Source organism: Paenibacillus sp. Y951 (assembly GCF_056786395.1).
In genome coordinates this window covers 306732-320930 of the sequence record NZ_JBXCIY010000005.1, presented here as the reverse complement: position 1 = coordinate 320930, position 14199 = coordinate 306732, and the positions used below count along the sequence as shown (strand labels likewise).

The window sequence follows — 14199 nt, the reverse complement described above, 5'->3', positions numbered from 1 at the left end:
GCATTATTTAATTACATTACATCATTGCGTATCAATTTACGTAGCGCCTAACTACTTATTTGTTACCTTTCAGCAAGAAGAATTCACATGTTTGACGAGGGTGATATGTAATATCACCAACGGATGCCTGAGTTACGATCTTCTGATCATCAAAGCGTACAATGATCGCTCTGTTATCAATGATCTGATTATCTTGAAAAACACGAATCTTTTTTTCTTTGTCTAATGCCTCTTGAAAATCAACATCAGACATTAAGCGGTATAGTAAGGACATATTTCCTCCATCTTGTTCGTTGATTATTCCATTATATAGACAATTACAATCAATTGGAATGAGAAAGCGATCAATAAGGGAAAAGTAATCGCATTCTAACAGTGTTAAGCTATTACTATCGATGGTGGGGACGAAGTTACTTGTTAATCGTAAGGAGTATATCGAGAAGATAACTAAAAGTTTTAGGGGGGAATTAGATGAAATTTTCAGTATTCACTGTAATGATGCCTGATTGTAATATAGAGAAGACTGTACAATTACTTCGTGATAATCAATATGATGGAGTAGAATGGCGGTTTATTGATCCAGATCAATCAAAATCAAGTGAAGCACCATCATTTTGGGGGAATAACTATTCTACTGTACCTGCTAGCGCAACGGTTGAACAACTGCAGCATATTGGGGAATTAAGTAAGCAGCATGGACTAGAGCAGCCTAATCTTGCCTCTTATATTAAAGTTGGAGATATAGCGGCTACGGAGCAGGCAATGAAGGCTGCTCAATTATTAGGTGCACCATCAATTCGTATTGGAGTACCGTCATATGATGGGACAGTTTCATATAAGCAATGTCTTGCCGATGGAAGGGCATATCTGGCGCAAGTACAAGAGTTAGCTCAGCAATATAAGATAAAAGGGTCGATTGAAACGCATCATGGAAATATTGCTTGCAGTGCATCTGCTGCCGTACGTTTAGTTGATGGGTTTGATTCTAATTATATTGGAATTATCTATGATCCTGGAAATATGGTGCATGAAGGATATGAGAATTATCAGATGGGACTTGAAATGATTGGAGAGTATTTGACACATGTCCATGTGAAAAATGCATCATATACTTCGTTGAAATCTGATGATATCATCTCTGCTAATTGGCAAGTGGACTGGAGTGCTATCGATACAGGAGCTGTTCATTGGCATAGTGTAATGAAGGCATTGAAGGCGATCGGCTATGACGGTTGGTTGAGTATGGAGGATTTCAGTGCGTCACAACCGACGGGGGCATTGCTACAGCATAATATCTCATATATAAAATCCTTACTTTGAGAGGAAGTTCAAAAAGCGGACTTTGATAACGAAGTAATGCAGGAAGGTTAATCGGCATCGAATAGGAAGCGAACTTGGGAAGTATGGGACTCGTGTACCAATAAAACCACTAAAATAAAATGTTGTTTAGGCAACGCTAGTGATTCTTTCATTATTCTTTCATTGGCATTTGTTACTATGGGGGAAGAGTCTACATTGACCACCTGACAGCGTTTATAAAACACAAAAAAATATCTTAGTGGAGGTATTATGGAAAAGAAATCGATGTCCATTCATATTCAAGAAGGAAAGGTACAGCATAGCCAGAGTATCGTTCAAAGAATGAAGAAACCATTGGTCAAAACTTTAGTCGCTGCTGTAATCCTATCTCAGATCGCTGGAGCTACCTCGTGGGAACATGTTAGTGCAGCAAATACTACCAATACAATAAACTCTGCAAATGCAACAAACAAGCTTATCTTCCCGGATGTTGGCACTGATATGTGGGCACATAAGTATATTTCTAAGCTTGCTCTACTTGGAGTTGTTGAAGGTGATCAGTATGGAAACTTTAATCCGAATGTATCGATAAGTCGGCAGGAAGTTATCATTATGGCACTGCGCCTTATGGGGTACGAGAGCGCTACTCCCCGTACAGCCTCATTAGAACTGGAAGTGGATGCATGGGCACAGGACTGGGTTAAGCTTGCGGTTGATACAGGTTTAATCAATTTAAATGAGGAAACCAAGGAAAATAAATGGGGAGCGCAGCCAGCTACACGCGAATGGGTAACGAAATTGGTTATTCGTTCAATAGATAAGGAAGCTGCAGCTGCTGCTTTGGCTAAAAGTACTCTCCTGTTCGTGGATGCTGGAAGCATATCTCCTGAAACAGCCGGCTATATTAATGTAGCGATCCGATTGGGAATTATCGATGGATACTCGGATAACACATTCAAACCTCTTGCTCAAATTAGCCGTGCGGAAGTTGCGAAAGTAGTGAGTATTTCGGGAATCTACACAGTTCAGGCAGGGACAGGCTTGACTAAGATCGTTGCATTTGATCCTCAGCAGGCATTAACGTATAGAACTAACCAAGTAGTAACTTATAATGGAAGTACCTATATGGCAAACATAGCATCACCAACAGGAACACCGGGTACTTCTTCTGATTATATATTGCTAGCAGCAGCTGGAGCTCCGGGATCTCAAGGTCCACAAGGTCCTAAAGGTCCACAAGGTGATTCAGGAGCTCCGGGATCTCAAGGTCCTCAAGGTCCTCAAGGTCCACAAGGTGATGCAGGAGCTCCGGGATCTCAAGGTCCTCAAGGTCCACAAGGTGATGCAGGAGCTCCGGGATCTCAAGGTCCACAAGGTCCACAAGGTCCACAAGGTCCACAAGGTCCACAAGGTGATGCAGGAGCTCCAGGATCTCAAGGTCCTCAAGGTCCTCAAGGTCCACAAGGTGATGCAGGAGCTCCGGGATCTCAAGGTCCACAAGGTCCACAAGGTCCACAAGGTGATGCAGGATCTCCGGGATCTCAAGGTCCACAAGGTCCTCAAGGTCCACAAGGTGATGCAGGAGCTCCGGGATCTCAAGGTCCTCAAGGTCCTCAAGGTCCACAAGGTGATGCAGGAGCTCCGGGATCTCAAGGTCCACAAGGTCCACAAGGTCCACAAGGTGATGCAGGAGCTCCGGGATCTCAAGGTCCTCAAGGTCCACAAGGTCCACAAGGTCCACAAGGTGATGCAGGAGCTCCGGGATCTCAAGGTCCTCAAGGTCCACAAGGTCCACAAGGTCCACAAGGTGATGCAGGAGCTCCTGAAACTGTAGCGGTCGTACCTTTTTCATCTGGTGCTCCTGTGAATCTTACTTCGCTTATGGGTGGTACTACTGGCTCAATGGCAATGATTGGTTTTGGCTACTTTGATGTAATCACTGCGCCACTAGGTGGCGGCAGCATTGATCTCACTGGAAACCCGACCAATAATGCCTTCACCGTCCCACGTGATGGAGTGATTACAGCTATGTCGGCTTCTTTCATCACAGTGATGGGAAGTGATCTAGCAACTGATACAGTTGATGTAATCGCACAGCTATATGCATCAACAACGTTAGATAATATATTCTATCCAATTGCAGATGCTAACATAGTGTTAACGAATAGCTATACTGGTATTGTGGAAATAGGAGAGACTTCACAGGGAACAGCAAACTTTAATGTTCCAGTTACTGTTGGAACGAGGCTGCTTATGGTTTTCTCGATAAAAGCTTCTGGTCAGGCGCTTGCCGTTAATCTAACTGGTACTGCCAGCGCAGGTATCTCTATAGATTAGCTTGAAAGCTGGCATTTTCTATTGCGCTTTGAGCCAAAGAACGCCCACTGTCTTATGACAGTTGGGCGTTCTTTGATGATCGATTATTGATGGAAATCATGAACCGCGATTTATGTGGATGTAGCTCTTCTTATTTACTAGACCTATGCATATGAATAATTAGGCTAGTACAAAGGAGGTGCCAATGTGGCGAAGTGGGGGAAAAGGGGGATTCTATGGCATGTCACTGAGTTTCTAGCTGCGATCAGTAATTCCTTACAAATTGGTGGGGCTTCACAGCCGAAGGGCTGGAGAAGAAAAAACTCAATAGGTGAGTGGAATACTTCCGGGCAATCACCGAAAATGATGAGCTTTAAGCCAGTAAAGCAATCCGCCAAACTGACTGGCTTAAGAGCCCAGCCCGTCAAAATACATGCAACGAAACCGAGAAAAAAATGGGGATTTAAAAAAATCACTATTGTAAGTCTCGTTATTATTATGCTAATTACGATTCCTTCTTTTGTGTTCGTGGAACGTAATCTCAGAGGTCCACTTATGACCGTTGCCAAAATAAGAGTGAAGCAGCTCGCGACTCAAGCGATTAACAATGCGATAACAGAACAAGTAACTCAGCAATCACAAACCGAGGAGCTTATTGATTGGAAGCTGGATAGCAACGGAAAAGTCTCGGGATTTATGCTCAATTATTCCGAGCATATGAAAATCACATCCGCCACGATTGAGACGGTTCAAGAAGCTTTGTCAGAGCTTCAACATTTCCCGGAGCAAATTCCTATTGGTCATGCATTAAATAGTGCTATTATTTCTAATTATGGACCTAAAATTCCTGTTACATTTGAACCAATGGGCGCTGTAAAGGTGGAATTAAATACAAGAGAGAAAAATGCCGCCATTAATATGGTGCTTGTTGAAGTATATATAAAGGTTATTACGGAAATTTCAATCATTATTCCATTTGATACTGACCCAGAATTAGTGGAGGCTGAAATTCCTATTTCATACTTGCTAGTTGTAGGCGATGTACCTATGTATTATTACGATAGTACGGGCAAGCCAGTTGGTGATACAGCACCAGAAGCACCAAATATTTCAGTGCCTTTACAAAAAGGTGAAGGTATTTCCAGTGGGACAATCGAAGAAGCATTGCCATCTATATTAGATACAGGTACTGCAGATGGTCCGTAATAGAGACGGCTCCGAGAACTAATCGCTGTTCCACTAGCGATTAGTTCTTGGAGCTACGGCGCAGTTGAGTGATTAGTCCACTCAGCTATACAAGGGAGAATGCATAAAAAATAAAGAAAAAAGTTGCTCTAATGTGTCTAGCTGGCTGATCCATAGGACGAAAAAAGCAAAAAGTTTCGTTAATATGCTAGATATGACGGGAGCGCATCGAGATAAAGAAAAAAGTTGCTCTAATGTGTCTAGCTAGCTGATCCATAGGACGAACAAAGCAAAAATTTTCGTTAATATGCTCGATATGGCGGGAGCGCATCGAGATAAAGAAAAAAGTTGCTCTAATGTGTCTAGCTTATACAACAAAAAAGCGTAAGAAACTTGTGCCTAAGGGCGAAGTCTCTTACGCTCTTCATTTTCCCAGCGCTTTAAGCTCGGGTATGGATCAAATGCCCATTCAATGTAACCTCGATCAGTATAAATTCCATAATGTAAATGTGGCGGGAATTTGCCAGAAGTACCCGGTTTACCGTAGCCAGAGCTACCAACCCAGCCAATAACTTCACCTGGCGAGACGACTTGACCAATCGCTAGATCTTTCGAGAATCCTTGTAAATGCGCGTAGTAATGATAATGATTGTTAAGATCGCGAATACCAATGCGCCATCCACCATAGCGATTCCAACCTTTAATCTCTACGATGCCATAGCATGTACTTTTCACATTTACACCATATCCTGCAAATAAATCAGTCCCTTCATGGATACGTTTTCCTCCCCAGCCTCGCCCTGCACCCCAAGTATCGCGGTAGGAATAGACAGAAGTCAGTGGTAACGGAAAAGCATGTTCGAATAGATCAAGCTTATTATATTGACTGTAAATTCGTTCAAATTGCTGGATTCGTTGAACAGCTCTACTATTTTCGTAATAATTCCACAAGCCAATCGACAATGCTTCATCTGAAGTTCCAGTTGCACTTACTGCATAAAGAACAGAATACAATAGATCAGAATCATTATTTCTGGAGACGATATGATCACCATTGCCATCTTTACCAATCCCATCAAACCATTGAATGGAATTGGGATGCTGATCGCTCGAATCAGGATTCAGCGTTCCGATCCATTGATGTTCCTCGATATATATGCCAACATCTTCTCCAAGCTTTGGCCTGGCTTTTGGACGTGCTTTGGATATTGTTCGTTCATATTGATCGATGGCTGCAATCCATTGCCATCTCATATTTGTGAGCAAGGACATACTTTCGTATAGCTGCATCCGCTCATCAAATAGTTCAGCTGCTGACTTCTTTTCTGGCTCTATTGCATAAGTGTGGAATGCCGGAAGAGAAGCATAACTAAGCAGGAAGATGATTACAATAAAGGTTAATCTGCGAATTGTGAACAATGTGATCATCCTTTCAAGGATTGGTTGCTACATATTGTTCTCGAAAGTGCAGAAAAATATCCGAGTGCAAAGTAGTTGTATTGGAATTGGGTCTATTTATTTCAAAAAATATGATATAATAATGTCAATGTCGTCAACAGAAAAGTATTTGAAAGCAGGTACCCTTCAATGAAACAACGTGAAAAGCTTGAAAAGCCAGACTGGCTTCGCATTAAATTAACTACGGGTGGAAATTACTCAGAGATTAAAGATATGATGCGTACTAAGACGCTACATACCGTTTGTGAAGAAGCACGTTGCCCTAATATATATGAATGTTGGACAAATCGTACGGCAACGTTTATGATTTTGGGAGATATTTGCACCCGTGCATGTCGTTTTTGCGCCGTTAATACAGGGATGCCAACTGAGCTCGATCTTGAAGAGCCAGAACGTGTAGCTGAAGCGGCTGAACAGATGGATTTACGTCATTGTGTCGTTACATCTGTTGCTCGTGACGATCTTGCTGATGGTGGTGCTATGATTTTTGCAGAGACGATTCGTGCTCTACGTAAGAGATTACCGTTCTGCCGTGTTGAGGTACTTATACCAGACTTCATGGGGAATTGGGATGCCCTACAAGTTGTAATGGATGCAGGTCCTGATATATTAAATCACAATATTGAAACGGTTTCTCGTCTTTCTGATCGTGTGCGCGCGAAGGCGAAATATGAGCGCTCACTTGAACTACTGCGTCGTGCCAAAGAAATGAATCCTAAAATTCCTACTAAATCGAGCATTATGCTTGGTGTTGGGGAAGAGTGGGATGAAATATTGGAAGCGATGGACGATTTACGTGCAGTAGATTGTAATATATTGACCCTAGGACAATATTTACAACCTACCCCGAAACATTTACAAATTGATCGTTACGTTCACCCCGATGAATTTGCAAAATTGAAACAAGAAGGACTAAGTCGTGGATTCCGTCATGTTGAGTCTGGGCCACTAGTTCGTAGCTCTTATCATGCACATGAGCAAACTGATTCTGCACACGCTGCAATCGAAGCAGAAACACAAATAAATACTATGACAGAATTAGCCGATCAGGTACAAACGCCATCATCAGGTGCGTGCTCTAGTATGCTGATCTAAAGCTAGAGAGAGGTGCTGCAATGGCTTTAATTCATATTACAGGAAAATCATATGAATTAATTATCGTAAATCGTAACGGATGGAATGTCGAAGCTTTTCGTAATCGATATAGTGAAGTATTAGAACGGTATGATTATATCGTTGGAGATTGGGGCTATAATCAGCTTAGACTTAAAGGCTTTTTCCGAGACGGCCATCCAAAAGCAACAAAAGATTCTACGTTCTCCTACGCTACAGATTACATCAATGAATATTGTAATTTTGGTTGTGCATACTTTGTTTTAGAGAAGAAAATAGATGTATCAACTGAAAGAAATGACGAAGATATTTATATTGATGAATTAGAAATTGTTCCAGATGAGCCTATTAGTACAGAAGAGAATTCGACAACAGAAACAGAGGGGAAACCTTCTAATCAAGAGCACAGAAAGAAATCAACCCAGAAATCGAATGACAATGGTGTTGAAAAATATTTTGAAAAGTCGAGTGACAAAAATAAGCAACGAAATAATAACCGACAAACTTCAAAAGTGCAAGTCGAGGATACTACAGGTGGAAAGTCTGAAAGCAAGAAGGAAGGTCGTCCTGACGGCAAACAAAAACGTAAAGAGCATTACTACCGTAAAGGTAACCGTTCTCAGGACAAAAAAGTAAGAGCAAACAAATCGCAGTCGGAGCAGTTATCGACGGTAACCGAATAACGCAAAGAGCTGTAGTAATTAGTCAGGATTGTATGTCAATCTTACTAATTATTACAGCTCTTATTTGTTTCTCATGTAATGGAGTCAATTCCGATAAAAGCATTACGAACTCGATTCCAAAAAGGGAATGGACGGTAACGGGCAAATTGAACTTTTTGATCTGATACGCCGCATTTAATGGATACAACATCATCAAACATCGTACTGACATGATCAACACTTATTTGGACGCGTTGCTGCTTCATACTAATAATATCGCAATAATGATGCTTAGGTAATAATACAGAAGAACCCAATGTTCGATAAACGAGATTATTGATCGATGCAAGCTCGGTAATTTGTAACGTTTCAATAGAAGGATGGACAATGGTACCACCTAAGCTTTTGTTATATGCAGTACTACCGGAAGGGGTAGAAATAACAATTCCATCACCACGAAACATTTCAAATTGCTCACCATTAATGTTTACTTGTGCAACCATCGTATTATCTACACTTTTCAACGTGAATTCATTAAGTGCGGAATAATGATAGGTGCCGGACTTTGTTACAAGTTCAATATTGGCAATCGGATATTTTACAATAGTAGGTTCAATCGTACACATTTTCTCTAATAAAAGCTCTAATTCATCTGCTTTCCAATCCGCATAAAAACCAAGATGGCCAGTATGAACACCTACAAAAGAAATATGATCAATTTGTGAGATATATTTATGGAAGGCTTTCAATAAAGTACCATCTCCACCGATCGAGATGACAATATCGGGCTCTTGTTGATTTTGCTGAAAGCCTTTACTGTTGGCATGTTGTATGAATTGATTAGCTAGTTGTTTCGATAGTGTATCTCCACGATCAATAACAGCGTATTTCAAAATGATAAACCCCTTTGCAAGTTCCTTATTCTCTATTGAGCATAGCGGAAATATGCAGTTTGTTCAAGCATGGATCAAACTGCCGGACCAAGCCAACCCCAAAGCATATAGAGAACTATAACTGAAAGTATAGCATGAATAAATCGTGCCACCAAAAAAGGCGCATAGCGGATAGAGGTATGACTAAGTAAACTGGCAACTTGAGCATGAACAGAAAATCCACCCCATGAAAGAATAGCGACGGCAATTGCAGCTTGATGCTGAAGCGATAAGCTGATTAAGCTTGCTTGCTGAGCGCCAAGCGTAACTTCAAATAATCCAGGAACGATGGCTTCTGCCGCACTTTCAGAAATACCTAACCATTGAAAACATTGTTGCAGTGTAATAATAAGGAGATGCAGAATACGGCCTTCGGTAAGCAGGGCAAGTACAACGGAAAAGAATACGACAAGTCCTCCAACGACAATCATAAGCTTAATAGCAGATTGAATAGCTTGCTGCAAAATGACTGAGAAGGATCGTCCATCCAAAAGGCGGGCTTGATGCATTGCTTTTAGCGCAGCATAGAGTTTAGATTGTTTATAATTGGAAATACTAGATAGTGAGGCTTGTGACTCTAAATGTTGTTGCTCTTGTTTTTCTGCCTTAGCATCGTGAAATCTCATTAACAACCCTATTAGAAATGCAGCACTATAATGAGAAGCTGCTAGAATGAGGGCAAGCTCGCTATTATGAAAAAAACCAATGGATACAGCACCAATCAGAAATATCGGGTCAGATGACGTTGTAAAAGCGACTAGACGCTCCCCTTCACGACGGTTTAATAAGCCCTGATCCCATAATTGAGCAGTTATACGAGCACCAACAGGATAACCAGAGATATAGCCTAATGTAATAACAAATCCACCGATACCAGGCAAACGAAATAGTGGACGCATAAATGGATCAAGAATTTTCCCGAAAAAGTGGACGAGTCCAAAGCCGATCATTAATTCGGAAAAAACAAAAAATGGGAATAAAGCAGGGAAGAGTACTTCCCACCAAATGGATACACCTCTCAGTGCGGAATCAAGCGTTGTTGTCGGAAAAACAATCATAAAAATAAGTATTATGGTAGCCAAATAGGCTGTAATCGATAGAGGATGAAGCATAGATTTGATCATGAGTTGTCATCCTAATCCTTTATATTTTGTTATTAGTTGATGTATATGACTAGACGTGTACAAGCATAACAAAAAAGAAATATAAATATTTGGAAAACGGTTACATTTTTGGGGTGATACTGCATACAATGTGATATAATGATAGTAAGAGAATAGTGAGATAATGGAGTGATAATTATGAGCATTCTTGCAGGAATTCTTGTATGTTCCTTTGTGTATGTCATCAGAGAAGCAATATCCACACCAGCTAATTCGAAGGACTATGATTACAAGTAGTTGATTCATATACGTACCGCCAATATAATTGGCGGTTTTTTGCCTTATCTTCACGGGGAAGTTTTATCATGATATGCTATAATCGATGTAATTCAATAATGGAGTTGATGGAAATGGCCAATGAAAGTACATACAATTTGATGGGTGGCGCGGATACCATCCGCAATATTGTACAAGCATTTTATCCAAAGGTGTTAGCTCACCCGGACCTAAGTCCATTGTTCCCAACTGATATAGATCCCGTAATGGAGAAGCAATATATGTTTTTGACGCAGTTTTTTGGCGGACCTGACTTGTATACAACAGAGGTTGGGCATCCGATGATGCGTGCTAGACATTTACCATTCGAAATTAACGAGACAAGGGCACAGGCTTGGTTACAATGTATGAGAGAAGCATTGACTGAGGTTGATTTATCTGAGGAATTACAGGCATTTGTATTAGAACGATTATCTGGACCTGCATATCATTTTATTAACACACCGGAATAGTTAACGAAATGATTTCTCGTGCATTTAGAAATTACATCTAGACATATACAAAAAGTTTTGGGAGGTAGAAGAATGGATCCATTGTATCTATCTAATGCGGATTGTCCATGTTGCGCTACGAATTTTGAAATTACTAGGGTAAGACCTAGCTTCAAAAACCCGAATCGTTCAGATTCAGATTTTTGTGGATATTACAGAAATGATATTAATCCAGATTTTTATGTTGTGCGCATATGCCCAGCCTGCGGATATTCATTTTCAGAAAATGGAGCTGCAAAATTATCTGATAAAGAGAAACAAGTTTACTACAATGAAATCGGTAAACACTGGGTTTCAGAATATTTCCACGGTGAACGTACAATTGAGCAGGCGTTAACAGCATATAAGCGTGCATTAATGATTGCTCAACTTATGAAGGCGGAGAATCGGCTAGTTGCTGGTTTATTGCATCATATTGCTTGGCTATATCGTTATATGGAACAAGAGTCAGAAGAGCAAAGGTTTTTGAAATTTGCGCTAGACAAATATATTGTTGTATATGAGAACGAAGAAAACAGTGAGAAAAATGCCAAGTTATTATATATTATTGGTGAGTTGAACAAACGAACAGGAAACTTTAGCGAAGCAGTGAAATGGTTTTCACGCGTCGTAAACGATAAATCAATTATGGATGCTGGGATGATCAGAGCATGTCGTGAACAGTGGAAAGAAATCGGAGAAATATTAGCCGAACAGCGAGAGAAAAATTTATCTTAATGAAAAGCACAGACTAGGGAATACAACTCCTACTCTGTGCTTTTTGAACTTCAGATGCGATGTTGAATAACCTACGTTAGCATATCCATCGTTATCAAAGTCCGCTTTTTAAACTTCCTCTACTAGAGGTAGCTTCTCACCTTAGTATCGGCCAGCAAGTAATCATCATCAATATCGATGATTTGCAGCTTGGCATAGCAGCAAGGGAAAACAAGATGTTTTTTCTTACCGGACTTTATTTCGCCGATTTCCCGCTGCTTTAACGGAAGCAATACTTGAGTGGCATCGCAAAAAGGACATTGATCTACATAGAAATCTTTCATAATACGTTCATAAGGCCAAGTATTTTCGAAAGGAATCATTAATCTAACTCCTTGGTAGTTTCTTGCTGTTGCTCAGCTTTTTGTTCTTCTTGCGCGAGTTGAGCAAGTTTCTGTAATACAATATGACGCGGCGTATGAACAAGTTGTGAAATGGGAATACCAAGTTGTTGAGCAAGCTTCATCGCCGTTTCAGCAGATAGCTGTTTGAGCATGGTGCTGCACCTCCAGTTTCGTTATACTTATGTTATACACTTACAGCTGTATAGATGGCAAATACAAGTTTTCAATGATAGGAGCAATGATAATGAAATATACGTTGAAATGGGAATTAGATTCCATCTATGAAGGTGGATCACAATCAGCACAGTTGAAACAGGAAATAGTGAATACAGACAATTTAATTAAGCAATTACATTTAGATTTAGCACATAGCCAAGCCGATCAAGTTGAACATATTATTAAGCAGACCGATATTGTACAGCAAATACTGTTAAATGTACGTCAGATGGACTCCTTCGTATCATGTTTAATGGCGCAGGATATGTTTGATAAGCAGGCGGTCATCTTATTAGATCGAGTGAAAAATTTAAATGCTGCGTTTACTGCAGTGCTCACGAAATTCGATAATAATTTGCGAAGCATAAATGATGTGCAATGGGAGAGATATTTATCACAGCCAGATTTGCAGCCACTCGCTTATAATTTGAATGAACGCAGGGAACTAGCCAAGCGGCAAATGGCGCCAGAGCTAGAAGCATTAGCAGCCGATCTAGCGATTGATGGCTATCATGCTTGGGGAGATTTCTATAATACAATTGTGTCACGGACGAATTTCAAGGTTGATGAAGAAACTTATCTATCCGCTGGGCAAATGGCGAATCGTCTATCTGAAGGAGATCGTACCATCCGCACAACGGCATTCGCTGAATGGGAAAAGGTATGGGGAGAGCAAGCTGATCTATGCGCAGACACGATCAATCATCTCGCAGGTTTTCGCTTGAAAATGTATAACAATCGTGGTTGGAAATCCTACCTGGAAGAACCTCTACAGATGAATCGTATGAGTGAAGCGACGCTGCAAGCGATGTGGGCTGCTGTGGAAAAGGGGAAGAAACAGCTTATTCCTTACTTTGAGCGCAAATCACAGCTGCTGTCTCTTGCAAAACTAGATTGGCATGATGTTGAAGCACCGTTAGCGTCAGCTACAGCAACAATGAGCTTTGACGACGCTGCAACATTCATTATTGAGCAGTTCGCTACGTTCAGCCCCGAGATGGCTCAATTTGCACAATACGCATTTGAACATCAGTGGATTGAGGCTGAAGATCGTCCTGGCAAACGTCCTGGAGGATTTTGTACCTCACTTCCAAAAAGCGGCGAAACAAGAATTTTCATGACATATTCCGGTAGTGCATCTAATGTATCGACGCTAGCTCATGAGCTAGGCCATGCTTACCATCAGCATGTGATGAATGATATGCCAGCATTAGCGCAAGAGTATGCCATGAATGTTGCAGAAACTGCCTCTACATTTGCAGAGCTAATCGTATCTGATCGAGCATTGAAGGCAGCGGAATCAGTAGAAGAGCAGTTGGCGCTAGTTGATGATAAGATCCAACGAGCGATAGCCTTCTATATGAATATTCATGCACGTTTTATTTTTGAAACGAGATTTTATGAAGAACGTGCACAAGGACCAGTTCCAACAACAAGAATGAATGAGCTAATGGTTGAAGCACAGCAACAAGCTTTCGATGGATTACTTGAGCAGTATCATCCTCATTTCTGGGCAGCCAAGCTGCACTTTTATTTGACAGATGTGCCGTTCTATAACTTCCCGTATACGTTCGGATATTTGTTCAGTGCAGGCATATATAAGCGTGCATTAGAGCAAGGAGAAGGCTTTGCAGAGCAATATGATGCATTGCTGCGAGATACGGGTCGTTTAACTGTTGAACAGTTAGCACAAAAACATCTACAGGTTGATCTAACGAAAACTGATTTTTGGGAAGAGGCAGCAGAGCTTGTAGCTGAAGATATTAACTTATTTTTGCAGCTAACCGACGTTAAAAAATAAGTGACAGTATGACAAAAATGTGGTTAAAGTAGTTAGTTTCGCTATTTTGTGCTAACGTACAAGTAGAATATGTCGACTCAAAAAGGCGTATGCTTACGAAGTATTTTTTGTTGCGTAGAAGAATCTCAAGATGTTGCCAAAAAATTAGCACATGCTTACGAAGTATTTTTTGTTACGCAGAAGTGTC

General features: G+C 40.8%; 14 protein-coding genes. 8 read left to right on the top strand and 6 right to left on the bottom strand.

Annotation, left to right across the window (positions count from 1 at the left end):
• Window positions 1-55: 55 nt before the first annotated feature.
• Window positions 56-274 carry a hypothetical protein gene (locus AC1TPB_RS10015; protein ID WP_482061690.1) on the bottom strand — a complete coding sequence of 73 codons (219 nt, stop codon included), beginning with the start codon at window positions 272-274 and terminating at the stop codon, window positions 56-58.
• A gap of 197 nt (window positions 275-471) precedes the next feature.
• Between AC1TPB_RS10015 and AC1TPB_RS10010 the strand changes: the two genes are divergently transcribed.
• The 3 genes from AC1TPB_RS10010 (at window position 472) to yunB (ending at window position 4821) form a co-directional block, all read left to right on the top strand.
• The gene (locus tag AC1TPB_RS10010) at window positions 472-1320 is read left to right on the top strand and encodes a sugar phosphate isomerase/epimerase family protein (RefSeq protein WP_482076334.1); all 849 of its coding nucleotides are present in this window, start codon (window positions 472-474) and stop codon (window positions 1318-1320) included.
• A 249-nt stretch (window positions 1321-1569) separates the two neighbouring features.
• Entirely contained in the window at window positions 1570-3636 is a 2067-nt protein-coding gene (locus AC1TPB_RS10005; RefSeq protein ID WP_482076333.1) for an exosporium glycoprotein BclB-related protein, read from the top strand.
• A 186-nt stretch (window positions 3637-3822) separates the two neighbouring features.
• Window positions 3823-4821, top strand: a complete 999-nt coding sequence (yunB, locus tag AC1TPB_RS10000) for a sporulation protein YunB (RefSeq protein ID WP_482076332.1) — start codon at window positions 3823-3825, stop codon at window positions 4819-4821.
• A 378-nt stretch (window positions 4822-5199) separates the two neighbouring features.
• On the opposite strand, the gene AC1TPB_RS09995 is transcribed toward yunB, so the two are convergent.
• Window positions 5200-6219, bottom strand: coding sequence for a M23 family metallopeptidase (locus AC1TPB_RS09995; RefSeq protein ID WP_482076331.1), 1020 nt, complete (start codon window positions 6217-6219; stop codon window positions 5200-5202).
• A gap of 168 nt (window positions 6220-6387) precedes the next feature.
• Here AC1TPB_RS09995 and lipA point away from each other — a divergent pair, with 168 nt between their 5' ends.
• Together lipA and AC1TPB_RS09985 are read left to right on the top strand one after the other, a co-directional pair.
• Window positions 6388-7353: a lipoyl synthase gene (gene lipA, locus AC1TPB_RS09990; protein WP_482076330.1), complete on the top strand. Its 966-nt coding sequence runs from the start codon at window positions 6388-6390 to the stop codon at window positions 7351-7353.
• Between the two features lie 20 nt (window positions 7354-7373).
• Complete coding sequence (locus AC1TPB_RS09985) at window positions 7374-8054, top strand: YutD family protein (protein ID WP_482076329.1); 681 nt, start codon at window positions 7374-7376, stop codon at window positions 8052-8054.
• A gap of 71 nt (window positions 8055-8125) precedes the next feature.
• Here the strand turns inward: AC1TPB_RS09985 and AC1TPB_RS09980 are convergent, their stop codons facing one another.
• Both AC1TPB_RS09980 and ylbJ read right to left on the bottom strand, forming a co-directional pair.
• Window positions 8126-8926, bottom strand: coding sequence for an NAD kinase (locus AC1TPB_RS09980; RefSeq protein WP_482076328.1), 801 nt, complete (start codon window positions 8924-8926; stop codon window positions 8126-8128).
• A gap of 74 nt (window positions 8927-9000) precedes the next feature.
• Window positions 9001-10089: a sporulation integral membrane protein YlbJ gene (ylbJ, locus tag AC1TPB_RS09975; protein WP_482076327.1), complete on the bottom strand. Its 1089-nt coding sequence runs from the start codon at window positions 10087-10089 to the stop codon at window positions 9001-9003.
• 383 nt (window positions 10090-10472) lie between these two features.
• Here ylbJ and AC1TPB_RS09970 point away from each other — a divergent pair, with 383 nt between their 5' ends.
• Together AC1TPB_RS09970 and AC1TPB_RS09965 are read left to right on the top strand one after the other, a co-directional pair.
• Window positions 10473-10856 (top strand): globin domain-containing protein, encoded by a 384-nt coding sequence (locus tag AC1TPB_RS09970; protein ID WP_482076371.1) that lies wholly within the window; start codon window positions 10473-10475, stop codon window positions 10854-10856.
• Between the two features lie 72 nt (window positions 10857-10928).
• Window positions 10929-11612 carry a DUF2225 domain-containing protein gene (locus tag AC1TPB_RS09965; RefSeq protein ID WP_482076326.1) on the top strand — a complete coding sequence of 228 codons (684 nt, stop codon included), beginning with the start codon at window positions 10929-10931 and terminating at the stop codon, window positions 11610-11612.
• A 122-nt stretch (window positions 11613-11734) separates the two neighbouring features.
• Here the strand turns inward: AC1TPB_RS09965 and AC1TPB_RS09960 are convergent, their stop codons facing one another.
• Together AC1TPB_RS09960 and AC1TPB_RS09955 are read right to left on the bottom strand one after the other, a co-directional pair.
• Window positions 11735-11974 carry a hypothetical protein gene (locus AC1TPB_RS09960; RefSeq protein ID WP_482076325.1) on the bottom strand — a complete coding sequence of 80 codons (240 nt, stop codon included), beginning with the start codon at window positions 11972-11974 and terminating at the stop codon, window positions 11735-11737.
• Window positions 11974-12147 (bottom strand): YycC family protein, encoded by a 174-nt coding sequence (locus AC1TPB_RS09955; protein WP_482061680.1) that lies wholly within the window; start codon window positions 12145-12147, stop codon window positions 11974-11976. Before AC1TPB_RS09955 ends, AC1TPB_RS09960 begins: the two co-directional genes overlap by 1 nt.
• 92 nt (window positions 12148-12239) lie before the next feature.
• Here AC1TPB_RS09955 and AC1TPB_RS09950 point away from each other — a divergent pair, with 92 nt between their 5' ends.
• Window positions 12240-14012, top strand: coding sequence for a M3 family oligoendopeptidase (locus AC1TPB_RS09950; RefSeq protein ID WP_482076324.1), 1773 nt, complete (start codon window positions 12240-12242; stop codon window positions 14010-14012).
• Window positions 14013-14199: the final 187 nt, after the last annotated feature.